Source organism: Croceicoccus marinus, from assembly GCF_001661675.2.
Lineage (GTDB): Bacteria > Pseudomonadota > Alphaproteobacteria > Sphingomonadales > Sphingomonadaceae > Croceicoccus > Croceicoccus marinus.
The window spans coordinates 90,194-113,325 of record NZ_CP019602.1 but is presented as its reverse complement, the minus strand read 5'-3'; the positions used below and the strand labels follow the sequence as shown (position 1 = coordinate 113,325).

23 protein-coding genes, 1 tRNA gene and 1 pseudogene are annotated in these 23,132 nt (G+C 64.4%); 6 read left to right on the top strand and 19 right to left on the bottom strand.

The genetic code is table 11. The features are described from left to right. Positions 1-68 precede the first annotated feature (68 nt). Positions 69-512: an RrF2 family transcriptional regulator gene (locus tag A9D14_RS00635; RefSeq protein WP_066842086.1), complete on the top strand. Its 444-nt coding sequence runs from the start codon at positions 69-71 to the stop codon at positions 510-512. Between the two features lie 106 nt (positions 513-618). Here A9D14_RS00635 and A9D14_RS00630 read toward each other — a convergent pair whose 3' ends face one another. The 7 genes and pseudogenes from A9D14_RS00630 to A9D14_RS00600 all read right to left on the bottom strand — a co-directional run bounded on the left by A9D14_RS00630 (position 619) and on the right by A9D14_RS00600 (position 7,015). After that, on the bottom strand, positions 619-1,572 hold the full coding sequence (locus tag A9D14_RS00630; RefSeq protein ID WP_066842085.1) for a DUF2493 domain-containing protein: 954 nt from the start codon (positions 1,570-1,572) through the stop codon (positions 619-621). Between the two features lie 346 nt (positions 1,573-1,918). Beyond that, entirely contained in the window at positions 1,919-2,578 is a 660-nt protein-coding gene (locus A9D14_RS00625; protein ID WP_232468657.1) for an RES family NAD+ phosphorylase, read from the bottom strand. Positions 2,579-2,609: 31 nt separating this feature from the next. Continuing rightward, positions 2,610-2,984: an MbcA/ParS/Xre antitoxin family protein gene (locus A9D14_RS00620; protein ID WP_066842083.1), complete on the bottom strand. Its 375-nt coding sequence runs from the start codon at positions 2,982-2,984 to the stop codon at positions 2,610-2,612. A 60-nt stretch (positions 2,985-3,044) separates the two neighbouring features. Then, positions 3,045-3,463: pseudogene (locus tag A9D14_RS00615) on the bottom strand (hypothetical protein). 11 nt (positions 3,464-3,474) lie between these two features. Then, on the bottom strand, positions 3,475-4,479 hold the full coding sequence (locus A9D14_RS00610; RefSeq protein ID WP_066842082.1) for an ArdC family protein: 1,005 nt from the start codon (positions 4,477-4,479) through the stop codon (positions 3,475-3,477). Positions 4,480-4,645: 166 nt separating this feature from the next. Further along, on the bottom strand, positions 4,646-6,658 hold the full coding sequence (locus A9D14_RS00605; protein WP_066842081.1) for a ParB/RepB/Spo0J family partition protein: 2,013 nt from the start codon (positions 6,656-6,658) through the stop codon (positions 4,646-4,648). 135 nt (positions 6,659-6,793) lie between these two features. Further along, complete coding sequence (locus A9D14_RS00600; protein WP_198302028.1) at positions 6,794-7,015, bottom strand: hypothetical protein; 222 nt, start codon at positions 7,013-7,015, stop codon at positions 6,794-6,796. Between the two features lie 355 nt (positions 7,016-7,370). Between A9D14_RS00600 and A9D14_RS00595 the strand changes: the two genes are divergently transcribed. After that, a complete protein-coding gene (locus tag A9D14_RS00595) occupies positions 7,371-7,685 on the top strand; it encodes an excalibur calcium-binding domain-containing protein (RefSeq protein ID WP_083987468.1) in 315 nt (104 codons plus the stop codon). A gap of 24 nt (positions 7,686-7,709) precedes the next feature. Here the strand turns inward: A9D14_RS00595 and A9D14_RS00590 are convergent, their stop codons facing one another. Together A9D14_RS00590 and A9D14_RS00585 are read right to left on the bottom strand one after the other, a co-directional pair. Beyond that, complete coding sequence (locus tag A9D14_RS00590) at positions 7,710-11,948, bottom strand: strawberry notch-like NTP hydrolase domain-containing protein (protein ID WP_066842077.1); 4,239 nt, start codon at positions 11,946-11,948, stop codon at positions 7,710-7,712. 44 nt (positions 11,949-11,992) lie between these two features. After that, entirely contained in the window at positions 11,993-12,922 is a 930-nt protein-coding gene (locus A9D14_RS00585) for a DUF7146 domain-containing protein (RefSeq protein WP_066842075.1), read from the bottom strand. A gap of 129 nt (positions 12,923-13,051) precedes the next feature. Here A9D14_RS00585 and A9D14_RS00580 point away from each other — a divergent pair, with 129 nt between their 5' ends. Further along, positions 13,052-13,693 (top strand): lytic transglycosylase domain-containing protein, encoded by a 642-nt coding sequence (locus A9D14_RS00580; RefSeq protein ID WP_083987466.1) that lies wholly within the window; start codon positions 13,052-13,054, stop codon positions 13,691-13,693. A 331-nt stretch (positions 13,694-14,024) separates the two neighbouring features. Here A9D14_RS00580 and A9D14_RS00575 read toward each other — a convergent pair. The 3 genes from A9D14_RS00575 to aguB form a co-directional block, all read right to left on the bottom strand. Continuing rightward, positions 14,025-14,100, bottom strand: a tRNA-Lys gene (locus A9D14_RS00575). 32 nt (positions 14,101-14,132) lie between these two features. Beyond that, positions 14,133-14,642 carry a 2-amino-4-hydroxy-6-hydroxymethyldihydropteridine diphosphokinase gene (folK, locus tag A9D14_RS00570; protein ID WP_066842072.1) on the bottom strand — a complete coding sequence of 170 codons (510 nt, stop codon included), beginning with the start codon at positions 14,640-14,642 and terminating at the stop codon, positions 14,133-14,135. A gap of 9 nt (positions 14,643-14,651) precedes the next feature. Then, positions 14,652-15,506 (bottom strand): N-carbamoylputrescine amidase, encoded by an 855-nt coding sequence (aguB, locus tag A9D14_RS00565; protein WP_066842070.1) that lies wholly within the window; start codon positions 15,504-15,506, stop codon positions 14,652-14,654. A gap of 88 nt (positions 15,507-15,594) precedes the next feature. On the opposite strand from aguB, the gene msrA reads away from it, so the two are divergent. After that, positions 15,595-16,137: a peptide-methionine (S)-S-oxide reductase MsrA gene (gene msrA / locus A9D14_RS00560; RefSeq protein WP_066842068.1), complete on the top strand. Its 543-nt coding sequence runs from the start codon at positions 15,595-15,597 to the stop codon at positions 16,135-16,137. A gap of 3 nt (positions 16,138-16,140) precedes the next feature. On the opposite strand, the gene A9D14_RS00555 is transcribed toward msrA, so the two are convergent. After that, a complete protein-coding gene (locus A9D14_RS00555) occupies positions 16,141-17,397 on the bottom strand; it encodes an RsmB/NOP family class I SAM-dependent RNA methyltransferase (RefSeq protein WP_066842067.1) in 1,257 nt (418 codons plus the stop codon). 74 nt (positions 17,398-17,471) lie between these two features. Between A9D14_RS00555 and A9D14_RS00550 the strand changes: the two genes are divergently transcribed. Then, the gene (locus tag A9D14_RS00550; protein WP_083987464.1) at positions 17,472-17,639 is read left to right on the top strand and encodes a DUF1674 domain-containing protein; all 168 of its coding nucleotides are present in this window, start codon (positions 17,472-17,474) and stop codon (positions 17,637-17,639) included. 15 nt (positions 17,640-17,654) lie between these two features. On the opposite strand, the gene A9D14_RS00545 is transcribed toward A9D14_RS00550, so the two are convergent. From A9D14_RS00545 to dksA, 4 genes are all read right to left on the bottom strand, one after another. Then, positions 17,655-18,050 (bottom strand): DUF4112 domain-containing protein, encoded by a 396-nt coding sequence (locus A9D14_RS00545; RefSeq protein WP_232468653.1) that lies wholly within the window; start codon positions 18,048-18,050, stop codon positions 17,655-17,657. 47 nt (positions 18,051-18,097) lie between these two features. Continuing rightward, on the bottom strand, positions 18,098-19,567 hold the full coding sequence (locus A9D14_RS00540) for an ABC transporter substrate-binding protein (RefSeq protein WP_066842060.1): 1,470 nt from the start codon (positions 19,565-19,567) through the stop codon (positions 18,098-18,100). A 57-nt stretch (positions 19,568-19,624) separates the two neighbouring features. Beyond that, positions 19,625-19,987, bottom strand: a complete 363-nt coding sequence (locus A9D14_RS00535; RefSeq protein ID WP_066842058.1) for a PilZ domain-containing protein — start codon at positions 19,985-19,987, stop codon at positions 19,625-19,627. A 195-nt stretch (positions 19,988-20,182) separates the two neighbouring features. Continuing rightward, positions 20,183-20,635: an RNA polymerase-binding protein DksA gene (dksA, locus tag A9D14_RS00530; RefSeq protein ID WP_415877342.1), complete on the bottom strand. Its 453-nt coding sequence runs from the start codon at positions 20,633-20,635 to the stop codon at positions 20,183-20,185. 324 nt (positions 20,636-20,959) lie between these two features. Here dksA and A9D14_RS00525 point away from each other — a divergent pair, with 324 nt between their 5' ends. Further along, on the top strand, positions 20,960-21,253 hold the full coding sequence (locus A9D14_RS00525) for an SEL1-like repeat protein (protein WP_066847803.1): 294 nt from the start codon (positions 20,960-20,962) through the stop codon (positions 21,251-21,253). A gap of 7 nt (positions 21,254-21,260) precedes the next feature. On the opposite strand, the gene A9D14_RS00520 is transcribed toward A9D14_RS00525, so the two are convergent. Both A9D14_RS00520 and A9D14_RS00515 read right to left on the bottom strand, forming a co-directional pair. Continuing rightward, a complete protein-coding gene (locus A9D14_RS00520; protein WP_066842054.1) occupies positions 21,261-22,397 on the bottom strand; it encodes a GNAT family N-acetyltransferase in 1,137 nt (378 codons plus the stop codon). Then, positions 22,394-23,131 (bottom strand): glycerophosphodiester phosphodiesterase family protein, encoded by a 738-nt coding sequence (locus A9D14_RS00515; protein WP_066842052.1) that lies wholly within the window; start codon positions 23,129-23,131, stop codon positions 22,394-22,396. Before A9D14_RS00515 ends, A9D14_RS00520 begins: the two co-directional genes overlap by 4 nt. Position 23,132: the final 1 nt, after the last annotated feature.

Genomic DNA, 23,132 nt, shown 5'->3' with positions numbered 1-23,132 from the left:
TATTGCCGACGCATCTATGCGGGGCTGCAAAAACATGCAATAGAAATGCATCTTTTGGAGAACGGGCTATGCGGCTTACCCGCTACACCGATTATGCGATGCGCGTGCTGCTCTACCTGGGCTCGCGGCCCGACCGGCTGTGCTCGATTTCCGAGATCGCGACTGCCTATGGCATTTCTCAGAACCACCTGATGAAAGTCGTGAGCGACCTCGTCGGTGCGGGCTATCTGGAAAGCGTTCGGGGCCGATCCGGCGGGATACGCCTCGCGAAGCCAACCGAACAGATCAACGTTGGCGAACTGATCCGATATACCGAGGACGATTTCGATCTCGTCGAATGCGGGGGATGCGTCATTGCGCCCGCTTGCGGCCTCACCAGTGTGCTCGACGAGGCGCTCGGTGCGTTCCTCGATATCCTTGGCCGCTATTCCCTGGCGGACGTGCTCGCGAAGAAGGGTGATTTCACCCATCTCCTCCATGCTGCTTCGCAAGGTAGCCGACCGTCAGCCTGAGTAGGTCGGCCCCACCAGCAAACACGCGCTCAACATCATCGCGCTGGCCGAAATCGGACAGCGAACGGCTGCGCTGCAGGGAAGCAACGCAGCCGTCGGATATGGGTCATTGCTTGACCTGCTGTACCGCCCTGGGGCTGGTGCCCAGCAGGCCGCGGCGATCGACAACGGTAATCCGGCGTGCCTTCGCCTCGATGACAAGCCGCTCCAGAACGCCATTGCCCGGAAAGGCAACGACGTATCGCGGATCGAGTGACAGCATGCGCTCGTTGCGCTGGAACCCGGCACGTGCGCCCATGCGCCGGTCGAGCGAGAAGGTGACCTGGGCGATGTCGCGACGTTCGGCCCAGGATGCGGCAAGCCGGTCGCAGCCCTTGGTGTCGCCGCCATGGACGAGAACCATGTCGGGGACTCGGTCGCGCACCTTGTCGAGCGTCGCCCAGACGTTGGTGGCAAAAGCCTTGGCCTCCTCGTCGGTTGCAAATTTCGGGCGCCCGCCGGCAAAGACCACGGGCGTACCTTCGGGCATGGCTGCGCGGCGCTTCGACGCGGCCCGTGCGCGCAGGAACTCGCGGCCCTCGACGAGCGCGGAGGTCAGCATCGCGCCATGGTTGAAGCGCGAACTCGAGACCGGCTTCCACGAGGACCCGAACTCGTTGAGGTAGAGGCATGCGGCGATCTCGCGCATTTCTTCCATCGCCAGCATCGACGCCTCGGCGCACTGGGCACGCTCGACCTGGTCTTCGAGATCTCCGGTATGGACTTCCGAACCATCCGCACTGGCGAGGAGCGCACGGACCTCGTCGCTGGCCCTGTCGAGCGCGCTGGACTTGCGCTGCGCCGAGCGGTGGAAGAGGTTGACGAAGGCCCATCCGATATCCTCTGCATCGGCTTCGAGCGCGGTGCCCGAAAACATCGCGAAGAGATCGGACCAGATCGCTTCCAATGTCTGGCTGGCCTGCTCGGTTGTCGGAAAATCGGCGGCGCCAACGGGCGCCGGGCCGATCGAAAATCCGGCGAGGTCGAGGCCGGATAGCTGGTCGTGGAATTGCGAATGCATGGGATAATCCTCCTGACGGTTTGATCCGGCAAGACCCGATGGGGAGCGCCGGCGAAAGCCCGTCAGGGCCGGGACAAGGATGGGGACGCACCGCGCAAGTGGGAAACCCCCGAGCGGCAGGCTGGTGCGGGCAGGTCGGCCATCTGATGCCGTCGCGCGTGCCTCGATGTCAGATCAATGCCGAACGCATGATGATGCAAAGGACGATCACAGCCGACCAACACGGGCCTGCCGCTGGCGGGTTGCGGCCTCAGCCGACCGGTCCAGGGCCTCTCTCGCTCCGGCCTCTCCCAAGGGAATGACGAACCGGCAGGGGATCACCCCATATGCTTCGGGTCCGACCGGATCAGAGCCCGAACCTGGCAGCGGTAAATTCGTACCGGTCGCGCGCGGGGAACGCCGCCAGCGCCACGAGCCTGTCGTTCTCGAAGCGCAGATGCCAGGTCCGCCCCGGTTTCGGACGGCGCTCGGCAAGGGCCGCCGGATCGAGCACGACGACATTGCAGCCCCGTTCAGGATCGCGTGCCGACAATGTACGGATCAGACCGGTCGCCGCCTCGCGGGCGGCCACGGCAAGGTCCTGGCAGGCAGTATAGTCGGCAGGATCGATCCAGTCGGCTTCGTTAGATTCAAACGGCGGCTCGGTCAGATCGAGCGCGGCCTGGCTGGCAACGAGAACCGAAAAGCTCGAATGTTCGCTGGTCGTCGAGGGCGGGACAAAGCCCGGCGAGCGCGAGAAGAACCTGAGACGCCAATAGGCTGTCTCGGCAATCGCGGTCGCCTCGGCTTCGCTTGCATAGAAGATACCGGGACGTTCATCGGCCCGGCGAAAACGGCTGTCCTGCCGGTGCCCATAGCGAAAGGGTGAAGCCAGCAGGTAGTCGAGATGCGCGGCACTCGCCGGCAAGGCCGGCTTTACCTCGTCGGCAAGGTCCTCGAGGAGAGCCTGCGCTACAGGATCGGACACAAGCCGTCCGGTCGAGATGCGGTGCTGGGCTTCGACCACGCGCCAGACCCGAGCCCGATAGGACCGGTGTTCAGACGCGAGCGCGCCAGGCGTCCACATAGTCGCATAGACCCATGAGCCCGCGCATCGTTGTGACCTGGTCGATCGGCTTGCCGCCGAGGTCGAGATTGTCGGCCTCGAGCCATCGCCGCGCGGCATCGTCGTCGCTGCCGAGCAGGGCATCGAGACTCCGGAACAGGCGCAGCAGGAATTGCCCGGCCTCGAAGGACTTGGAGGCCGGATCGAGCCGCGCCTGTCCGTGCCGCAGGCGGGATACGGTGGCAGGCGACAGGCCGAGCACCTGCCCGAGCCTGCCGTTGTTCCATTGCCAGAGATCGGCGATGCGCGCGACAGCAGCCGTCAGAACCGCACCGCGATCGGCTGCTTCCGGGGCCAGGGTCGCCATCACATCGCTCCTTTCATATGCACGATATAATGCATATCTGTTCAATTGGAAAGAGTGATGCTAGATGGCGTCGCGGCGCCGGTAGATCGCCTCGCCGTTCGAAAAACGCCCGAGGCATTCGAGTTCACCGAATAGGCCCGTGAACTTGTCTGCGACCTGCCCGAGCCAGCGCTGCGCGCGGGGCGAACGGGCGGTTCCCGCATCGGCATCCCAATAGGCACCATCGTCGCGCTCGACGAGCCAGACCGCGGCAAGCCCGCAATAGGTCGAAATCCCGCAATCGGCGTAGGCGTTGCGCAGGAGGATGCGATCCTCGCGGCTGCGCCAGCCATCGTGCTCGCGGAGTGATGGGAAAGCGCGAACCGCTTCGGCACGAATCCAGTCGACGAGGCATTCGTATTCCCAGTCGAAATCATCGTCGTCGGCACCGATCAGACGGCGACAATGGCACCGCAGGGATAGCTGACGGAACGTCCCATGATCCGCCTCCTCACGCCGCGAGCACGGCATCGCCGCGCTCGTTGTCATCATGGTGGTCATGACCATGATCATCATCACTGGCATCACCGGCATCGCTGCCATCCGCCTTGCGTCCGCCCAGCTTCAACAGCAGCGAGGAGGCCGCTTCGGCGCGCGCGGCGGCGGTCAGGATCGCGCGATCATCCTTTTTGAAGAGCTGCAGCCAGTGGTCGATATAGCTGGCGTGGTTGTCGAGATGGGCGACCGGTAGCCCGAGTTCGGCACCCAGCATCGCGCTCAAGAGTTCGGCCACCAGTTCCTCGGCGGCATAGCTCTCCGAACCGAACCGGTTCTTGAGGTCGCGCGCAAGCCGGCTGGCATGCCCCGTCCAGTGCGATAGCTCGTGCGCAAGTGTCGCATAATAGTGGTCGTAGCCTGTGAAGAGCTCGACCGGCGGGATGGTGACACGGTCGGCGACGGGTTCGTAATAGGCCTCGGCGCCCTGGTGCCGTAGCTTTGCCGGAATCCTGGCGAAGAAGGTGTCGAGCTCGTCGCGCTGGCCAGCGGGCGCCACCGGCTGGACCGGCGGTGCGGGGCGGAAACGCACGGGCAAGTCATCGACCTGGTCGGCGTTGAACACCGGAAAGCTTTTGAGGACGCGGCGGGCCTGGTCTTCCATTTCGCCGGTCGCGGGATCCTCAACCTCCCTGGTGTAGCTCTTGTAGAAGACCGCGATCGTCGCCTTCTCGCCCTTGCGGACTTGTCCGCCCAGCTCCTTTGCCTGTCTGTAGGTCATCCAGTAGGGCGAGGCGAATCCGGACATATCGGCCACCAGCCACAGCCAGAACACGTTGATGCCCTGGTAGGGAATGCCACAGGCGCGCAAAGGCCGCGCCGAGGGAACGCCGCGCCACGGCTTGACCCAGGGACGTGTACCCTCCTCGAGGCGCTTGATGATTTCGGCGGTGATGCGCTGCGCGGGCGAGACGGTCTCGGCCCGCGAACGGGCGCGGGACTTGCTGTAATTGCGGGGCATGGCTGTTCTCCTGATGCGGCCGGGACGACAAAGGCATCGCCCGGTCCGCAAGAAGCAAAGGCACCCTCTCCTCTCTTCCAGCGGAGCCAAGAGAAGAGGCGGCCCCTTCCGAGTGGAAGGAGCCGCCTCACCCTGTTGCCAGATGGCCTGTCCTGTCAGGAGGAGGTCAGGCGGCCATCTCGCGGGGACCATCATCGTCGGCGGCGACATCGCCTGCGACAGCATCCGACGCATGTTCATCAGCGCCGTCGTCGTCGACCGCCTGATCATCGGCGTCGCTCACAGGTGCGGCAAAGCGCATGACTTCGGGAACCCAGGCCAGCGCTGCCTCGCGCACCGCTGCATCGGTGATGAAATTGCCTGAGAATACCCGTTCGGCACTTTCCGCGAGTTCGCCCTTTTTCGACGCGGCAAAACGCGCGACGAGATCCGACCCGCCGACTTCCGACAATGCCTCGAGGATCACCGACTTCGACACGCGGTCGAAGTAGTTCGCCGCCGTGGGCCGCCACCAGCGGGCGATCTCGATACCGATATCCGAACCCAGGTGATCATGGAGTGCGATCGCCCGGTCGCCCGCCATGTTGAGGCTTGCCTCGAAAGTGCGGGCAACGACAAAGCCGAGCCAGGACGTGCGTGCATCCTCGTCGAGGCGGCGGAACGCCTTGAATCGGGCGACGATGTCGCCCGCGCCGCGCCAGCTTTCATCGAGACCGCCCCTCAGTTCGGCCAGCGCCGCAGTCGCCGGCGCATCCTTCGCCTCGAAACCGACGACCGGGCCCGCCGCGATCGGTCCGCGCAAGGTCGTCGCCGAGCGTGCACGCCAGTCATGCGTATCGGTATCGGCCAGCGTGAAGACGAGAAGATCGAGCGCCAGGGCCGGATCGGACGCGACATGTAGCGCGAGGACGTCGCGGCGCTGCATCGCAAGCTCGTCGACGAGCCGCTTTGACAGGGTCGCACGGCGCGGCGCATCGCGCGTGCCGTCCGAGACCACTTCGACCGCATCGTCCTCCGGTGCCAGCACTGCGGCATTCTCGGTATAATAGTGCGGCTGGAGCACCGGCGAGCCGTCACGGCCCAAAGTCAGGATCATCCCGGCATCGGGCCTGAGGTCAGGATCGAGCACCAGCGGACGGTGACGGATCTCGTCGGTCTCCCGTTCGATCGCATCGATCGTCGCTTCGGCGGCAGCGATCGCCTCCTCGGCGCTTTCCTCGCATTCGAGGATCGCGGCATGTTCGTCGAACGACTTGTCGAGTTCGTCGAGCCGCGCCAGTTCCGCCTCGCTCAAGGGGGCGGGCTCGGCGGGCAGGCGATGCAGCCCCTCAAGCACGTCATGGCTGACATAGTTGTCGAGCGTCGGGCGCACCCAGGCGATCGCGTGCTCGGCGGCGAGGACTTTGGCCTGCTCTTCCATCTTGGCCCGCGCGAGATCCTCGAGCAGGGCAACGTCGACCCAGCTTTCGCTGTCATCGTCGTCGAAGAGCTCGCGCTCGATGCGGCCACCCGCCTCGACATAGGCATCGCGCCCGACAAATCGCGCGCGCGGATCGCTGCCGCGCACGGTGCCGGTCAGGACCATGCGGCGGATGCTGTCGGGACTGGGCGCATAATAGGTCGAGGACACCTGTTCGAAGACCCGGGCCTGGATCGCCTGGTCCGAAGTCGCGCCATAGGCCTTGGCGAGGTCAAGCGTGATGGCGCCCGATGCGAGGGCAGTGAGGACCGGTTCGGCAAGATTGGCAAGCCGGAGGCGGCCTTCGACAAAGCGGACGGTGAGACCGAAGCGACGGGCCACCTCTTCGCTGCTGGCGCCAGCCTCGACGAGCGAGGCAAAGGCCTGGGCTTCATCGGCCGGGTTCATCGCGAGGCGGTGGAAGTTTTCGGCAAGGCTGGTCTCGACCGCGTCGCTTGCCGTCTCGTCCAGCACCAGGCAGGTGACGGGATGGGTGCGCGGCAGGACCTTGTCATCGGCAAGAGCGACGAGCGCGCGGCGGCGACGTTCGCCGGCCTCGACCTCGAACTTGCTCTTGGAACCGGCACGCACGATGAGGTTCTGCAACAGGCCGCTGGCGGCAATGCTGGCTTTCAGTTCGGCATCGGCGGCAGGATCGGCGTGCTTGCGCACATTGCGCGGCGAAGGGGCGAGCTTGTTCAGCGGGATGGTCTTGATCATGGCATATACTCCTGATTGAGCGACCTTGCATGCCGACCACCGGCAGCCTTGGGCGCAATCAGGGCAAAGCCCCCTCCCCTCTAATTTTGGTCCCGCGAACCGCCGTTAGCGTGAGCGCATCTGCCTATCGGACCGTCAGGGGTCGTTGTCGGAGGCAAGCGCGCGCAATCCCGCCATTTGGGCAGTCAGCGCCTGGAGGTCCTCGCGGTGGGCGAGACGGGCATAGCGGCGCACGAGTTCGTGCTCGGCCGCGACAAGTTCGTCCTCGGTGAGGTCGGTGAAGAAGGCATATTCGGGCCGCTCGTCGAATTCCTCGCCGAACGGCACGGTTTCGAGCCAGTCGCAGAATACTGTCACGCGGTGACTGCGGATCGGATTGTCCTGCCGCATTCAGTTCAGCCAGTGCACCACGTTCGCGATCATCCAGACCAGCGATAGGATCCAGGCGGTTAGCAAAAGGCTAAACTCGACGCGAAGCGCGAGGCTCTTCTTCGGCTCTGGTTTTCTCGACATCGCCTTCACCTCCTCATCGGGGTCCAGCCCTCACCAATGGCGAGCATCATCGCGGTCAGCGCCAGCAACATGAAAAGCGGTCCTGCAATCTGCCGCTTCGGCCCCATGCGATCGGTATTTTCCTGTCTTCATCATGCGTTAGGGGGCTAGAGCTAGCATCATCTGGGGATTTGTCATCGCGACGTTGGGGGAAATAGACATGAAACTTCTCGGGCTACTCGCCCTGGTGCTCGCGACCCCGCTTGCCATGTTTGGCAACGCGGTTCCTGCTCTGGCGCATGGCGGTGGGCTTGCCGCAGACGGCTGCCACTACGATCGCAAGGCGGGAACGCGGCACTGCCACCGCGGGTCCAACGCCGCGCCGGCCAGTCCGCCGCAACGAAGCAGCGGATCGAGCACCTATTTCCCGAACTGCGCCGCCGCACGGGCGGCAGGCGCAGCACCGGTCAGGCGGGGCGATCCCGGTTACGGGCGGCACCTCGACCGCGACAATGACGGGATTGGCTGCGAATAACAGCCAAACCCGCCGACAGGCGAACTAGCGAACGGCAAGTCGCTCGAGGACCTGCTCCGCCTGGTCGGTCGGCACGAAGAGCCGTGTCTTGTAGCGAATGATCTCTGTGAAGCAGCCTTGCGCCTTGTACCAATCAAGCCGCGCGGCCGACCACCCGGCAAGCTCGAGCCGCTGCGAACCGTTGACGAGGCTGCGCTTCAGCATGAGGTTATCGGGTCCGGCGATTTCCTGTGGGCGTCCGGCTTGTAGCACGGCCGTGATGACCTCGCCGACCGGCAGTACCTGCCCACCCTCGATACCAAGTGTCCGGCACAAGTCGGCAACGAAGGCGACCAGCACCTCGCGGCCGATCAGCGAGCGGCCATCGCTCGCCGCAATCCGGCTGACCCGCACATGCTCGGCGGGAAGCTTGTCCCAGACCGGCAGCAGCAGGCCAGTGGCAAGGTAGAGCCGTTCGCGCTTCAGGCTGGCGCCAGCTTCGGCGACTTCCCCGTTCCAGGCTGCCTGGAATGCGGCAACGCCCATGTCCTCCCAGCAGCTTTCAGCCAGCACATCGTCCGACAAGTAGGTGTGCTTCAAGGGTCGGATCAGTTCGTGGCGGCGGATGCGTTCGCCCTCATCGGTCAGCAGGCTGCGGGCGGGCACGAGGAGTGCGACCCGGCCTGAACGCGCATTGCGCAAGCAGCGATGGTGCTTGTCGTCGATCCCGTGAAACACATCGAGGCGTTCGAGCGACAGCGGACGAAGCGCGCGGGCGATCTCGATTTCGAGTAGATGCGTGGTCGCGCCAGATACGCGATCGGTGCGCAGGAGCGTGTCGGACAGAATTTCAAAACTTTCGACAGGGATCGTCTCAACGCCAAGGTCGAGCGTACCCGCCTGTCGCGCCGCATCGACGCGCGCTTCGACGAGGGCGAGATATTCATCGAAGATCGCGTTCTGCAGGCCGATCGGCAGGGCGAGGATCCGGTTAAGCCAGCGCTGGATCGGCGGCAGGTCGTCGACCATGCTGCCGTCAGGGGCCGCGATCCGCAGGCCTGTCAATTGCTCGAAGCGGTCGAGACTGACGGCGCCGAGCTTCCCTTCGAACAGCAGGCCGAACCAGCGGACCAGCGCTTCCCTGGCATAAGAACTTTCAAGATTGTCGGCAGGATCGAACAGGTTCTGCCCACCTGTCTGGCGCTGACCGCGGGTCAGCGCACCCAGACTGTCGAGCCGGCGCGCAATCGTCGAGATAAAGCGGCGCTCGCCGCGCACATCGGTGGTGACCGGACGGAACAGCGGGGCCGAGGCCTGGTTGGTGCGATTGGTGCGACCCAGACCCTGGATCGCGGCATCAGCGCGCCAGCCCGGTTCGAGCAGGAAATGCACGCGGCGTTCCCGGTTTGGGCAATCGAGATCGGCATGGTAGGACCGACCGGTTCCACCCGCATCGGAAAAGACGAGGATGCGCTTCGTGCCATCCATGAAGGCGCGGGTCTCGGCCACGTTGGAGCGGGCCGAACGCGACTGGAGAACCTGGCTCCCGTCCGGTCCGATGACGAGCCGGCGGCTGCGCCCGGTCACTTCGGCGACCTTGTCGGTGCCGAAGCGCTCGAGGATTGCATCGAGCGCGGTGGCGATCGGCGGCAAGGCGCAGAGTTGCTCGATCATACGGTCACGGGCCGCAAGCGCGCTGCGGCACAGCACCGGACGGCCCTCTTCGTCGCTCATTGGTTCCGACCTAGGGTTGCCGTTCTCGTCGCTAAAGACCGCCATCAGGCGAACCGGGAAGCTCTTTTCGAGGTAATCGATCACAAACGAGGCCGGACTCAGATCAATCTCGGGTGACGCGCGTTCGGCGTCGGACAGTTCGGCAAGTCGGCGATCAAGCATGGCTTCCGATGTCGAGACCAGCTGGATGACGACCGAATTGTCCGCTCCCAACGCAGCCTCGATGGCCGGCAGCAGGCTTGGCAATTTCATCGAGAGGAGTAGCTGGGCGAAAAATCGCTGCTTGGTGCCTTCGAAGACCGAAAGCGCAGCAGCCTTGGCGCCGCCATTGAGCGTATCGCCGCTGTCGGCGTCGACAATGCGCGTGGCCTCGAGCGCGTCCTTGAGGTTTGCATGAATGATTGCCCAGGCATCGGCATAAGCGTCATACACCGCGATCTGGTCCGGGGTCAGGCAATGTTCGAGCACATCGTATTCGACGCCGGCGAACGACAGTGCGCGGGCCGTGTAGAGGCCGAGCGCCTTCAGGTCGCGAGCCACCAGTTCCATCGCCGCGATCCCGCCCTGACGAATGTCGGCGACGAAGCTCACGCGATCGGGGAACGCGGTCTCGGGACCCCAGAGACCGAGCCGGGTGGCGTAGGCAAGATTGTTGACATCGGATGCACCCGTCGCCGAGGCATAGACGACGCGGGCACGCGGCAGGAGATTCTGCAACCGAATGCCGGCAATGCCCTGCTCGGAGCCTTTGACCTTGCCGCGCGCACCCTCGCCGCCGGCTGCGCCCGCCATGGCATGGGCCTCGTCGAATACGATGACCCCGTCGAAGTCGTCGCCCGCCCATGCAAGGATCTGTTCGAGCCGCGTGGCATCGCCGCGACCCGAACGCAGCGTCGGATAAGTGACGAACAGGATGCCTTCGGGCATCGTGATGGGTGTACCAAGCTTCCAGGTGGCAAGTGGCTGAATATCGAGCGGCAGTCCGCCGAGCGCGCTCCAGTCGCGGCGCGCGTCTTCCAGCAACGCCTCGTTCTTCGAGATCCAGATATGACGGCGCTCGCCGCGCACCCAGCGATCGAGAATCACGCTGGCGACCTGTCGGCCCTTGCCGGCACCGGTCCCGTCGCCGAGGAAATAGCCCATGCGATAGGCCTTGCCGTCGGTGCTGGGTTTGAGAGCACAGCCCTCGTCTTCGGGTTCGAACGTCCCGGCAATATCGCGCGCATGGGCATTGGCGGCATAGATCAGCGTTTCGGCCTGGGCGGCTGAAAGCAGGCCCTTGGCGATAAGCCCTGCCGGCAGTTGCGGGACGGCATCGGGGATTGGCGCGGCGATCGAGCCCATCGCGACCGATTCCACCAGTACGGTGGGGTGCATGGCCGCATCTACGATGACGACCCGGCTCGGGCGATAGGGCAAGTAATGCCCGACCTGCTCATCAATCGGCGCAGGTTCGGCAAGCGCCTCGTAACAGACCGGTGCCGCTTCCGAGGTTGGTGCAGAACGAACGGGAGGAGCTAGCGGCGTTCGTCGCGCTTGCGGAACCAACCGGAGCGCGCCGATTGCTCGGACCGGGATGAGAGGCAGCGGTGTACCCGGACTTTCGCGAACCGGGAGCGCATCGATCAGCTCCGCGATCTCGGCAAGATCGCTGGTGCGGGCCGTGGCGATCGCGACATCACGGTCAGCCTTCTCGATCACCAGCAGCCGCGTTGCGATACCCGTTCCCGATTTTCGGAAACCGCCGTCGATTGTGACATTGAGCAACGGGGTGACCGGACCGCGCAGCTTGGCCACGAAAAGGTGCAGGTCGAACCACTCGGGCATGATCGCAACCAGGCGACCGCCGGGTCGAAGCCGCGCGAATGCCGAACGCAGATGGCGCGCACCGGTCCGGCCGTCATGGCCGCGTTCGGCGCTCCACGAGAAGGGCGGGTTCATAATCACCACGCTGGGCAAACAATCGGGCGCGAGCAGTTCGTCGATCAGTTCGCCATCGTGTCCGGTCACCATCGCTTGCGGGAACAAGGCGGCAAGGCACGATCTGCGCGACGCAGAAATTTCGTTCAGATCGAGCGTAGCGCCTGCCTTTGCCGCCCAGATCGCGAGCATGCCGGTGCCCGCCGACGGTTCGAGCACGCGGTCATCCTTGGTCAGGGCACAAGCGCGGGCGGCAAGCCAGGCAAGCCGTGGCGGGGTCGCAAACTGCTGGAGCTCGACCTGCTCCTCGCTACGGCTGGTCTGGGTGGGAATTTGTGCTTCGAGTCCCGCGAACGCCTGGTCGGCATGATCGGGCGGCGTGGTGACCAGAAGGTCGGATTTGCCAATCAGCCAGAGGACCTGCGCCAGTTCGAGCACTGCGTGCGCGTCGGTCAGTGACCAGCGTCCGTCGGCATCGCTGCCACCTAATTGTTCGCTCAGCGCATCGCTGATGACGCGGCGGGTCAACGCCGCACCCGATGCGAGAAGATCGGCAAGCTGACGCGCCGCCGAAAGGACCAGTGGTTCCGAAGGCTCGGAAAATTCGAACTGAAGGGCTGACTGGGACATATGGACCTCCTGAGAAAAAGGCCCTCACCTCGTCGGGGCCTCAATCAGGCAGGAGCTTCCTCCCCTCTGGTCTGTCGGGACCGGGTCTTGCCTTCTCTGGCCCACAGGACATCGGCCCAGTCGTAGCCAGCCTTGCGTGGGCGCCGGATCACGATCCGGCGGCCAGGGGCAGCATAGGCACCGCAGGCGCGTTCCTGCGCGAGGTCGCCGCCTTCATCGGCATCGAGAAACAGGAACAGCTCGCGCACGCTTTGGGGGATCGTGACAAGGCCGAAGCGTTCGTTGCCGAGTGTCGCCCAGCATGGGATGCCCGAAAGCTGAGTTGCGGCGAGCGCGGTCTCGATGCCCTCGGCCAAGCCAAGCTTCCCGCCCCGGGGCATGGCAAGACGGACGGCGCCGGTCTGCAGGCTGCCCAGCGCGCGTTTGGGCCCGTCAAACTTCGCAAGGCGATTGCTGTTCGGATCGAGAAAGGTCCGATGGACTGCGATGACGCCTTCGTCGTTGCGAACGGCCGCCAGCATCGCGGGCAGGAAACGGGCCTCCCCCTTCGGTCCCAGCGGTGTGCGTTCGTGATAGCGCAGGTCAGACGATGCGATTTCGATCGCGCGTGACCCAAGGTAGGCTTTGGCCGGGGATTCCGGGAGAGCGTGCGCCTCGCGCCACAGACGACAAGCGTTTTGGTCGGGACCTGACTGCCGAATATAGCCCTCGTCGACAGTTTGGTCAGCGTCGAACAAATCCCGAGACCTGACGCCGGTATGGTTGAGGGCGGCGAGGACTGCCTCGTTGCTGCAGCCGGCAAAGCAATGGAACAGGATTGCCTGGCGGCCCAGTGTCACGCTCAGCGATGGCGTGCGGTCATCATGGGCGGGGCAGCAGCACATGCCCTTCCGGCCGCGCCATGTGCCATCAAGCTGTTCGACGATCTGCCGTGCACGGCGTTCGAGCGATGAAATCGGGGACTTTCGGGACATGGGCGCGCCTTTCGAATTGAGCGATGCCCGTCCCGGTGCAGCCTCCACTCTGCACGCTCGCATGGTCTTTCCAACAATTGATGTTCTATATATGTTCTAATTCGAGTCGTCCAGTCGGGAACAGGAAAGATGCGCCAAAGAATCTGGTTGTCAGCAATAGCCTTCGGGCTCGCCATGGCTTTCGGGGCACCCGCAATTGCCAATGACGGTGACGACGGGGAAGCAGGTTATCGGGTTGAAAACCTCGACGGAGAATTCCGGCTGGTCGAGCATGGGATCTGGGCCCGGCAGGGTCAGGGCAGCGCCGAAGGGGGCGCCACTCCCGTGCACCCCATCCAGCCAATGGCAACAGTCGCCGCCCGGCCCTTAGGGAGCAGCAAAGCAACGAATTATCGTCGTGCTATGTATTTGCCGCATGTCATGGCCATGGAGGCACGGTTTGGTCTTCCCGGCGGCTTGCTCGACGCGCTCGTTTGGACTGAGTCCCGTTATAATCCACTCGCGGTCAGCAAGGCAGGGGCCGGTGGGCTTGGTCAGTTGATGGCGGGGACGGCGCGTGAATTGGGTGTTGCCAACCGCTTCGATCCGCGAGCAAACATCGAAGGCTCAGCCCGCTATTTGCGGCAGATGCTCGATGAGTTCGGGGTGGTCCATCTCGCCCTCGCCGCATACAATGCTGGACCCGGTGCGGTTCGCCGCGCTGGCGGAATTCCGAAGAATGGCGAAACACCGCGATATGTGCGCGACGTGTTGCGCCATTGGCGGCCGTAGAATCAGACGGGTCCCATAAGTTCTACGCTAATCCCTAGTACTGGTCGCCTGATCGCAATTCCAGATACCAATCCAATCTTGAGACGCGGCCAGAATTGGTTCGCTCACTCGCAGCTGAAACAGTTTGTTCACTAATCGGCCACCGAGTCGGAAAAACACCGATCAAACGCACCGGATTGCTCAGACAACCACCAAAACGACCCATATGGACGCATAGGGACCAAAAAACTTTATGAAAGCCAAAAGCTACCTAGGGAGCTACCTAGACGCGAACCAGCCGTTTCAGGCCAGCAGCGTTCCGCAGAATATTCATTATATTACAGATAGTTAGTGGTGAGCCCTGCTGGGTTCGAACCAGCGACCTACTGATTAAAAGTCAGTTGCTCTACCGACTGAGCTAAGGGCCCGTTCCACGCGATCATACGCGGTCCGCGGGTGGTCACCTAGGGAGGGGGCGCGGCCGGGTCAAGCGTGCATGCAGATGTCGTAGCGAAAGTCCGCTCAGCGGATCGCGCCATTCGCCCGCGATCTGGACTGCAGGGCCAAGAACGAACGCCCGGTGGGGCAATTGCGGATGGGGGATCAGCAGATCGCTGGCGGCATGGCTCCCGCCGCTCCAGAGCAATATGTCGAGATCGAGCGTCCTCTGCCGCCAGCGCTGGCCGCTGCGCCGCCTGCCGAAAGCATGCTCGATCGCGTTGACGTGCGCCAGCATGGCCTTGGGCGACATGTCGCAGCCCACCACGCAAGCAGCGTTCGCATACTCCCTTGCAGACGGCCCCACGGGCGCGCTGCGGACGATGTCGGACATCGCTTCAACCGTACAGCCAGAAGCGGCGTGCAGCCTTTCGATGGCCTTGCGGACGACCTGCGCCGGAGATCCATGGCGGACATGCCGCATGTTCGAGCCAAGCCCGATCAGATAATGCTGGCGATCTCCGGCATGCATGGCGGCGGATCAGATATCTTCCGCCAGCCGCCCGTAAAGCTGCGGACGTCGGTCGCGGAAAAAGCCCATGCCGGCACGGTGCATGGCGGCGCGCTTCAGGTCGAGCGTCGCGACCAGCGCGCCGGTTTCCTCGCGCCCGAACTCCTCGACATAATCGCCCCATTCGTCGCAGATGAAGCTGTGGCCATAGAAGGTCTGGCACTCGCCTTCTTTCCCGATCCGGTTCGCGGCGATCACGGGCATGCAGTTCGAGACGGCGTGCCCGATCATCGCGCGCCGCCACATCCGGCTGGTATCCAGGTCCGCGTCATAGGGTTCCGAACCGATGGCAGTGGGATAGAACAGCAGTTCCGCGCCCATCAATGCCATGGCGCGCGCGGTTTCCGGATACCATTGATCCCAGCAGACGCCGACACCGATGCGGGTTCCGAACAGGTCCCACACCTTGAATCCGGTATTGCCGGGCCGGAAGTAGTATTTTTCCTCATATCCCGGTCCGTCGGGAATATGGCTCTTGCGATAGGTGCCCATGATCTCGCCATCGGGGCCGATCATGGCGAGCGTGTTGTAATAATGATGGCCGTCACGTTCGAAGAAGCTGGTCGGTATCGCGATCTTCAGACCGGCGGCCAGCTTCTGCATCCCCTGCACCGAAGGGTGTTCTTCGGTCGGACGGGCAAGGGCGAACAGGGCCTCGTCCTCCTCGCGGCAGAAATAGGGCCCGGAAAACAGTTCGGGCGGCAGGACGACTTGCGCCCCCCTGCCCGCGGCCTCCTCCACCAGGGCGGACACGGCGGCGATGTTTGCCTGCTCGTCGTCCGAGGCGAGGGCACATTGGAGGGCGGCGACGGTGATCTGGGTCATGGGCCCCCAGTTATGGTGCCGATGGCGGGGTGACAAGCACTGGCAACGCGGTGAGCGCGTTCCTATCTGAAGCGCCAAGGAGAATTTCATGAGCGAAGAACAGGCAATCGTGGCCGGCGGGTGCTTCTGGTGCACCGAGGCGATCTTCCGCGACGTGATCGGCGTCAGCGAGGTGGAAAGCGGTTATATCGGCGGCGATGTCGAGAATCCGACCTACAAGCAGGTCTGTTCGGGCAATACGGGTCATGCCGAGGCTGTTCGGCTGACCTTCGATCCCGATGTCATCAGCTATGCCGACATGCTCGACGTTTTCATGGGAACGCATGATCCGACGCAGCTGAACCGACAGGGCAACGATGTCGGCACGCAATATCGCTCGGCCATCTTCCCGCTGAACGAGGCGCAGAAGGCCGGGGCCGAAGCCGCCATTCGCCGCGCGCAGGACGAGCGGGACCTTCCCGTCGTCACCACGATCGAGGAACCGACCGAGTTCTACATCGCGGAGGATTACCACCAGGAATATTGGGAAGGCGACGGCCAGCGCAATCCCTATTGCCTCGCCACCATCCCGCCCAAGCTGGCCAAGCTTCGCAAGAGCTTTGCCGATCGGTCGAAGTCGCCAGTGGAATAGGTGCTAACGGCGAACGAAGCGGGCGGCGAAGAAGCCGTCCATACCGCCCGCTTCCGCCATCATGCCCGGATCGGTGCGAAGCCAGCCCTCGCTCGTCGGGTCGAGCGACGCCGGTAGCTCCTCCGGGGAAATCGGCTGCGGTTCAAGCCGGCGATCGGACGCGAGGCTGCTTGCCTGTTCTTCCCCTTCCTCGCGTTCCAGCGAGCAGACTGCATAGACCAGCCTTCCGCCCGGCTTCAGCCAGTCGATAGCCCTGTCGCAAAGGGCCTGCTGCAGCTGGGTCATCTCATCCAGACGACCGGGCAGGAAGCGATGGAGCACGTCGGGATGGCGCCTGCACGTACCCGTCGCACTGCATGGCGCGTCGAGAAGGATGGCGTCGAACTTCTCTTGCGGCTGCCATTGCAGCGCATCGGCGGTGACGATCTGCGCCGCCAGACCGGTGCGATCGAGATTGTCGCGCAGCCGTTCCAGCCGCCGTTTGGAGATTTCCAGAGCGATCACCTCCCATCCGGCGGCGGCCAGTTGCAGGCTCTTCCCTCCCGGCGCAGCGCAGAGATCGAGCACTCGCTGACCGGCGCCATCGCCAAGCAGGCTTGCTGGGATCGTCGCGGCCATGTCCTGCACCCACCAGGCGCCCTGCGCATAGCCCGGCAGTTCGGTCACGGCCTGTCCGCGCGGCAGGCGCAGTCGGCCGTGGCCAAGAGGCGTACCGCCCAGCCGCTCTGCCCATTCGGCCTCGCTCGCCGGATCGCGCAGCATGATGTCGAGCGGTGGCAGTTCGGCCAGCCCCTGGCGTATCGCGTCGACGCGGTCGGGCCATTGGTGGGCCCAGCGATCGCCGACCGTATCGGGGAGGCTGGGCAGAACGGGCAGCCGGACGTCCTGCTTCATCAGGGTCGAGAACACACCGTGAGCCAAACGGCGCGGTCCACCCATGAGGAGTTCCAGCCCCGTCGATACGACCGCGTGAGGCGGGGTATCGAGCCGCAGGGCCTGCGCGAGCATCAGCCGCAGCACGCTGCGCACCTTGGCGTCGTCGGCCAGACGCTGGCGCGTCGCGCCGTCGATCAGGGCGTCCAGATCGGTCAGCCAGCGCAGGCTTTCGCCCGCAATGGCGCGGGCAAGCGCCGCATCGGCAGGTCGCAGCCGCCCGGCTGCGCGCGGCAAGGCGACATCCATTGTCTCACCGCGCCGAAGCACGGCATCTAGGACCTGAAGGGCAGCCCTACGGGCGGGCAATCCGGCGATATCGGGCAAGCAAGGCTCCTGAAAATGATGGAGCCGCCCTAGCCGCGCTTGCCATCATGCGCCAGCCACCCCATGTTCGATGCATGACAAAACGCGCCACCAAGCGGCCCGCCGACTTCGAGAAGCCCGCCCATTGGACGAACGAACCTGCGCCCGATCCGGGCAAGGGTTCGCGCCACGAAGGGGGTGAGCGGCCCGATCCCACGCGTTACGGCGACTGGGAAAAGAACGGGATCGCGATCGACTTCTGATCGGGGCATTCGCGGCTATTGCTCGATGACGCGCGTCTCGGGATGATGCTTGTCGAGATGCTTGCGGATGATTTTGAGATTCCTGGTGTTCGAGCGGAACACCAGATCGAAGGCATCCCCGACCAGAGGTACCGCGCCGATCGCGGTGTCGAACGCCACATTGGCGCCCATCTTCCAGATCTTCCACTTGGGCAGACCCAGGTTGCGCGCTTCCCATACCACATAGGCGCCCATCGCTGCCGTCAGCAGGTCGCCGACCACCGGGACCAGACCCGCGATCGCATCCAGTCCGACCGGATAGTTGATGCCGGGGATGCGGAAACTGCGCTCGAGAATGCGCTCCAGCATTTCGATCCGCTGGCGGATAGAGGCGGGGTCGCTGCCCATGCCGATCGACTGCGCCTCGAACATGGGCTGCAGGCCTTCGGGTCGGCGGGGTTCGTTGTCCTTCATTAAACCTAGGTGGGGGGCAAGGCCAGCGGGGACAAGGGATGCACGCCCAGCGGGTTGACCGCGAAGCCGTCGACCGAACCCCTGACGAGCGAAAACCGAATCGGAGCGCCAAAGGGAATGAAGCCATTTTCTGCAGCGATCAGTGCTTCGGCCTCGGCCATCAGTACGGCGCGGCGCATGTCGTCGGCTTCGCCAACCGCTTCCTGCACCAAGGCGTCGGCTTCAGGGCTGCAAGCGGCTTGGGAGATGCCGCAGTTCATCCGGTTCAGATACCAACGCGCCATGCGGTAGCGCGCAACCTCGTCGACAAGCCACAGATCGGCTTCGTCGCGGTCGACCGTCCGCTGCAGTCCGACACCGATGGCCGCCATATCGCGGCGCAGGCGATTGAACAGCAGATCGCCGCCCCGGCCAGGCGGCAGGGCGACGGTCAATTGCGGAGCGGCGTCATTAGCACCGGTCCAGCTCTGAACCCGGCGGCGGGCGATCGCCTGCCGGTCCTCCATGGTGATTGCCTGCCAGCGCTCCTGCGGGGGGCCCGCACTGTCGGGAAGGCCGGCTGGAAAGATGCGCGTCGTCGGCACCCAGCCGCCGATATTGAAGGGTTCGATCAGCGCATCGCGATCGATGGCCATCGACAGGGCTTCCCGATTGACCGGATCGCTCAGGAAACCTTCGTCTCGCCGCGCGACAGCAAGACCGAACAGGCCCGAGACTGGATCGAGCCGGATCGAGCCGCGTAGCAGCCCGCCCATGCGGACAAAGGGCAATCCGTCGACATTGCCGTTCAGCAAAACGGCCGCCTTGCCCGACTGGAAGAAATCCACTGCCTCCTTCGAAGGCAGGATCCGCATTTCCAGCGGCTCCGCATCGCTGAACGGATTGTCCGCCCCCTCTGGCAAGGCAGGGGGTAGCAGTCGGGGTTCGCCCGTGCCGTCCGTGTCCAGGACCATCACCTGCGGATTGCCGCGGCCCGTCTGCACCGCCAGTTCCGGCCCGGCGAGCAGGTTGAGGAACTCGGGCATCGGTGATTTCAGCCGAATCTCGATGACCCTGCTCGTCCGCGCATAGATCGCCTCGATCGCCTGGAAATCGAGGCCCAGGGCCGTATCCTGCTGGCGGTCGATAGCGGCGGACAGAAGGCTGCGTATATCGTCGGCGGTGATCGGCTCATCCTCGCCGTCGCGCATGGTCCGCAGGCGGAAGATATAGCTGAGCCCGTCGTCGGTGACGATCCAGCTTTCGGCAAGGCCCGGGGTGATGCGCCCCTCGGCGTCGAAGTCGACAAGCCCTTCCTGGGTGGCGGAGGTCAGCGCCGCCCTGGCAGGATCCATGTCGCCATCCTCTGACAGGGCGGCTGCCCGGTCGCCGACAAGCACGACGTCGACCGGCGCGGCATTGTCCTGGCTGCAGGCCGACAGGCACGGCAGCAGGAGCGTCAGACAATAGAGGGGGCGAAGCAGATGGCGGCTCATGCCCCGCGTCCTAGCAAGTCGCACGGGCGCGGTCAGCCATTTGCTTGTGACGGCCGGTCAGCCCTGGTCGTCGCGGTCCGATAAGTGGGAGACGTCGTTTTCCTGTTTGTCGCCTTCGGGAAGGTCGACATTGGAAACCGGGAACTGGACAAGCGAGGACCGGATCGATTCGTCGAATGCGATCCCGCATCGGTCGCCAGCCGCCCAGGCGACATGGCCTGCCACCGTACCGACGTTGCGCAGTTCCAGATAGACCCGAGTCCCGCGCGAAACCCGCATCGGACCTTCGGCCATGACTCCGGAATCCGATATGTTACGCAGCTTTACCTCATAGGGAGGTCCGTCGCGCTCGAGCCTCAACTCCGTCACGAGGAAGAGCGAGTCGCGGCCATGCCTGCGATTATCCTGGCGGTCGATCATCGCTCGTTTCCCTGGGGACTGCGCATTTAAAACATGAACGGCCCGCATGCCCGCTCATTCCAATACGCAATCAGTAGAGAACAAGACCTAAGAAAGTCTAAAGCGCATTGGGACTATCCCCAACAGCACAACTTTGTACCGCATCGGGACAATCGGGCTTCGACCGATGCCCGATACGCCACGCTTCACCGCAGTTCAGTCGTCGCGCGAGATCTTCTCGCGCCGCTCGTGCGCTTCCTGCGCTTCGACGGTCATGGTCGCAATGGGCCGGGCGATCAGTCGGCCAAGACCGATTGGCTCACCCGTCACCTCGCAATAGCCATATTCGCCCTCGTCGATGCGGCGGAGTGCCGAATCGATCTTGGCGATCAGCTTGCGCTGGCGATCGCGGGTGCGCAGCTCGATGCCCCAATCAGTCTCGCTCGAAGCGCGATCGTTGAGATCGGGCTCGCGGATCGGACCTTCCTGGAGGTTCTGCAGCGTGCCTGCGGAGACATCGAGAATGGACTGCTTCCATTCGGTCAGCAGCTTGCGGAAGAAATCCTGCTGCTGCGTATTCATGTAAGGTTCGTCAGCGCTGGGCAGATATTCGCCCGCCAGCGCATTGCGTGCCGCAGCAAGGTCGTCGATCTCGCTTCCGGTCGCCATGCTCATGCTCGTTGCCATCCGCACCTCCAGATGTCGCCACGGCCCTCATCGGCGACAAATGTGAAACCCCGATGCGCGGCCCTATAGTTGTCAAGCTATTCAGGCACAAGCGCGCATTGCGGATCCTGCTTATTCGTGCACAGATTAAGCAATCCCGAACAGTCCGATCACCGCCTGAAAAACCATACGTAACAGGGCGCGAACATCGTTAACGGCTTGTTGACCAAGGTGGGACAGACTGCACCCTGCGCTGCCACAGGGGGCAAGGCGCTTCGAAGGGGGTGAACCATGGGCTATCTCGATCAGCAGGATTTCCGCAGTGCGATGCCGTTCCGGTCCGGAGCGGGCGACTATCTGGACATCTATCGGGCACTTGCGGATACGGGCGACGACCACGCGATGTTCGAACTCGGCTGCGCCTATTCCACCGGCAGCCACGGCCTGCCGTGCGACATGGTCGAGGCGCATAAATGGTTCAACCTGGCCGCCGCGAACGGACACGAGGAAGCGCCGCAATGCCGCTGCGAGGTAGCCAGCGAAATGACCGCACGCGAAATCGCCGATGCACAGCGCAACGCCCGTGCATGGCTGATCGAGAACGCCCGGCTGGACGCCTGACGCCCGGCTAGCCGCGCCGGAACGGCGTCATCGACTGCAGGGCATTCTGCTGCATGTCGATGCCCGCGCGCTCCTTGTCCAGATAATCCGCGACGGCTGCGCGAAAGCCTTCGTGCGGGATGAAATGGGCCGAGTAGGTCGTAACCGGCTCATACCCGCGCGCCAGCTTGTGCGATCCCTGCGCGCCTGCTTCCACGCGCTGCAGGCCGCGTGCGATGGCGGCATCGATCGCCTGGTAATAGCATAGCTCGAAATGCAGGAACGGACGGTCGACCAGCGCTCCCCAATAGCGTCCGTAAAGCGCCTGCGGCCCCGCGAAGTTGAGCGCGCCTGCGACCGCCATGTCGTCCTCGAAGGCCAGGATCAGGACGACATCGTCCTTCATTCGCGATCCGAACAGGTCAAATGCCTCGCGCGTCAGATAGGGATGGCCCCACTTGCGCGCGCCGGTGTCCTGGTAGAACAGCCAGAATGCGTCCCAGTGCTCCGGTTTCAGCGCGTCGCCAGACAGATGCTCGATGCGCAATCCCTCGATGGCGCGGGCGCGTTCCTTGCGGATCGCCTTGCGCTTGCGCGATGCCAGCGTGGCGAGAAACGCTTCGAAATCCTGGAATCCACGATTGGTCCAGTGGAACTGGATGTCCTGGCGGATCAGCCATCCCGCTTCACGGAACAGGTCGATCTGGTCGGGCATGATGAAAGTCGCATGGGCGGAGGATAGATCCTCGCCCGACACCAGCGCTTCGGCGCCGCGCAGCATGATGCGGGCGTCGTCCTCGCTCGCCGCCAGCACGCGCGGGCCGGTTGCGGGGGTGAAAGGGACGGAGATCTGCAGCTTGGGATAATAGCTGCCGCCGGCCCTCTCCCACGCGTCGGCCCAGCCGTGGTCGAACACGTATTCGCCTTGGCTGTGCGACTTCAGATAGGCCGGCAGGGCTGCGCGTGGAGGGGCGATGCCATCGCCCAGGATCAACGGGGCGGGCGCCCAGCCGGTGCCGGGCCCCACGCTGCCCGATTGCTCCATGATGTCGAGGAAGCGGTGGCTGGTGAACGGATTGCCGCCGGGGTTCAGCGCGTCCCAGTCCGCCGAGGGGATGGTGCCGACCGATCCGGCCAGGCGTATCGCAAGGTCTCCCTCGCTCACGGCAGGCCCGCGCCCTCGGCGATCGGGGCGTCGACATGGATCGCCGCCCGCGCGGCCAGCTTGCGGCTGCGGATCGTCCAGCTCAGCACCGGCAGGCCCTGCGCGCGCAGGCGGGCAATCCAAGGATCGGGGAGGTCGGCAATGTCACAAGCGATGAAATCGGGATCGAGACGCTGGATCGCAAGACCCCGCCACGCGGCAAATCCGCCTCGCCCGCCGGCGCGCTGCCATTCCCCTCGGCCGATCACCATGCCGACGGGGCGGCGCGAGTGGCGCAGCAGCCAGTGCACGATGTCGGGGTCGAAGCTCATCAGCGCGGCAGGTCCGCGATAGGGCGCGAGCGCGCGCTGCGCCGCACGCGCAAGCGGGCGCCAGTCGACATCGCGCCGTGACTTCACCTCGACGAGGATCGGGACCCGCCCCGCCACCAGCCGCAGCATGGCGTCCAGCGTCGGGATCGTGCCGCTGGCCTGATGGAGGCCGATCCGCTGCAGATCGGCGGCGTTCCTTTCGCGCACCGCTCCCCGCTCGTCGGTCAGCCGGTCGAGCGTCCAGTCGTGAAAGACCATCGCGCACCCGTCGCGGCTTTGCTGGATATCGCATTCGATCCCGTGGCCGCGGGCAATCGCCGCCCTAAAGGCGGGCAGCGAATTTTCCAGCGCGCCATCGGGTCCGTGCAGCCCGCGATGCGCATAGGTCCAGTCGGTCAGCCACGAGGGAGCGGATGCCCCCATC

Coding starts and splice junctions, on each gene's coding strand:
- A9D14_RS00605 (WP_066842081.1), bottom strand. CDS start 6,658: ATGATCAAGACCATCCCGCTGAACAAGCTCGCCCCTTCGCCGCGCAAT.
- A9D14_RS00585 (WP_066842075.1), bottom strand. CDS start 12,922: ATGTCCCGAAAGTCCCCGATTTCATCGCTCGAACGCCGTGCACGGCAG.
- dksA (WP_415877342.1), bottom strand. CDS start 20,635: ATGGCGACCGGAAGCGAGATCGACGACCTTGCTGCGGCACGCAATGCG.
- A9D14_RS00630 (WP_066842085.1), bottom strand. CDS start 1,572: ATGCATTCGCAATTCCACGACCAGCTATCCGGCCTCGACCTCGCCGGA.
- aguB (WP_066842070.1), bottom strand. CDS start 15,506: ATGACCCAGATCACCGTCGCCGCCCTCCAATGTGCCCTCGCCTCGGAC.
- A9D14_RS00540 (WP_066842060.1), bottom strand. CDS start 19,567: ATGAGCCGCCATCTGCTTCGCCCCCTCTATTGTCTGACGCTCCTGCTG.
- A9D14_RS00515 (WP_066842052.1), bottom strand. CDS start 23,131: ATGGGGGCATCCGCTCCCTCGTGGCTGACCGACTGGACCTATGCGCAT.
- A9D14_RS00635 (WP_066842086.1), top strand. CDS start 69: ATGCGGCTTACCCGCTACACCGATTATGCGATGCGCGTGCTGCTCTAC.
- A9D14_RS00590 (WP_066842077.1), bottom strand. CDS start 11,948: ATGTCCCAGTCAGCCCTTCAGTTCGAATTTTCCGAGCCTTCGGAACCA.
- A9D14_RS00525 (WP_066847803.1), top strand. CDS start 20,960: ATGCCGTTCCGGTCCGGAGCGGGCGACTATCTGGACATCTATCGGGCA.
- A9D14_RS00535 (WP_066842058.1), bottom strand. CDS start 19,987: ATGATCGACCGCCAGGATAATCGCAGGCATGGCCGCGACTCGCTCTTC.
- A9D14_RS00580 (WP_083987466.1), top strand. CDS start 13,052: ATGCGCCAAAGAATCTGGTTGTCAGCAATAGCCTTCGGGCTCGCCATG.
- A9D14_RS00610 (WP_066842082.1), bottom strand. CDS start 4,479: ATGCCCCGCAATTACAGCAAGTCCCGCGCCCGTTCGCGGGCCGAGACC.
- folK (WP_066842072.1), bottom strand. CDS start 14,642: ATGCATGCCGGAGATCGCCAGCATTATCTGATCGGGCTTGGCTCGAAC.
- A9D14_RS00545 (WP_232468653.1), bottom strand. CDS start 18,050: ATGTTCGAGGCGCAGTCGATCGGCATGGGCAGCGACCCCGCCTCTATC.
- A9D14_RS00595 (WP_083987468.1), top strand. CDS start 7,371: ATGAAACTTCTCGGGCTACTCGCCCTGGTGCTCGCGACCCCGCTTGCC.
- A9D14_RS00550 (WP_083987464.1), top strand. CDS start 17,472: ATGACAAAACGCGCCACCAAGCGGCCCGCCGACTTCGAGAAGCCCGCC.
- msrA (WP_066842068.1), top strand. CDS start 15,595: ATGAGCGAAGAACAGGCAATCGTGGCCGGCGGGTGCTTCTGGTGCACC.
- A9D14_RS00620 (WP_066842083.1), bottom strand. CDS start 2,984: ATGGCGACCCTGGCCCCGGAAGCAGCCGATCGCGGTGCGGTTCTGACG.